Below are 1,335 nucleotides of genomic sequence, written 5' to 3'. Positions count from 1 at the left end.
ATATCTCAAACCATTACTAGTAAACTTGGGCTTTAAACCATATTGACTCCTATGGGCCTCATCAGCAATAACAATAATGTCGTTTCTTTTTGACAACACAGGCATCCTAGTTTCACCACTATTAAAATCAGGTGAAAATTTTTGAATAGTAGAAAAAACTATCCCACCCGCTTGTTTTTTCAGCGTTGAACGTAATTCATCGCCAGATTCAACATGCTCAGGATTTTGACGCAAATATTCATGTGCTGCAGCAAAGGTATCAAATAGTTGATCATCAAGATCATTACGATCATTAATTACCACAAACGTAGGATTGTTTAATTTACGAGCAGCTATACTAGTAAAAAAGACCATTGATAAGCTCTTACCTGAACCAGTTGTATGCCAAACGACCCCAATTCTCTTATCATCGGGACTTTTAATTGCCTTGTTAGCAGCTTTAATTGCTTTATTTACCATATAGTATTGGTGATAGGCTGCAAAAATTTTGATTGTTTTGTCGCCGTCTGTTTCAAAAATTATGAAGTTTTCAATGATATTAAGTAAATCTTTTGGCCTGAGCATGAACTTTATCATTGTTACTAATTCCAGTTCATCTTCAGATTCACTATTCTTAGGAGCTCTCCATCTCATAAAACGATCAAATCCGGCAGTTAATGATCCAGCTCTTGCATTAATACCATCAGAAGTAATCAGGATTTCGTTATATTTCATATAGTCAGAAATATCAGATTTATAGGTTTGTAATTGCTGGTAACCACTTTCTATACCAACATGTATATTCCCAGCGTCCTTAAATTCAAAGGTAACTACCGGAATACCATTGATAAACAGTGTTGCATCAGGTCTACGTTCTCTCTTACCTGCAAAAGTAAATTGATTGGTAGCTATAAATTCATTAGCATCAAATTTTTCAAAATCTATCGGATATAGTGTATCTGTATGATTTTCTCCGTTTAAAGTAGTTCTTACTTTGATACCTTCAATCAATAACTTATGAAAGTAATGGTTGTTTATCATCATATCCGGATTATCAGCTAATCGACTTATTTGTCTAAATGCGTCATTATATATTTCTTCGTCGTAACCAGGATTAAGTCTCCTGAGAGCTTTATTTAAGTTATCAAATAATATTGCTGAAGTATGATCATTGTCACGTGCAGCATCAATAATTGGATTAGGACCACTTGAAGTAGGACTTTTAAACACCTTATATCCTACAGTCTTTAGGGTATTTAAGGCTAAATTTTCAACATCTGATTCTAAAAGATATCCTTTTGACATATTAATTTCACTCCTTTCTATACAGATATTGGTTAATTAAATGATAATTTA

Annotated in this window: 1 protein-coding gene; it reads right to left on the bottom strand. The window is 33.3% G+C overall.

Features of this window, described 5'->3' with window-relative positions:
- The coding region (locus tag H3T47_RS09165; protein ID WP_199283255.1) for an HsdR family type I site-specific deoxyribonuclease at positions 1-1,284 on the bottom strand (1,284 nt) is incomplete at its 3' end.
- Positions 1,285-1,335: the final 51 nt, after the last annotated feature.

Origin of the sequence: Lactobacillus sp. W8093 (genome assembly GCF_016100925.1) — a bacterium.
GTDB classification, from domain to species: Bacteria; Bacillota; Bacilli; order Lactobacillales; family Lactobacillaceae; genus Lactobacillus; species Lactobacillus helsingborgensis.
The sequence above is the reverse complement of the archived record's forward strand: the minus strand, read 5'-3'. Positions and strand labels throughout refer to the sequence as shown.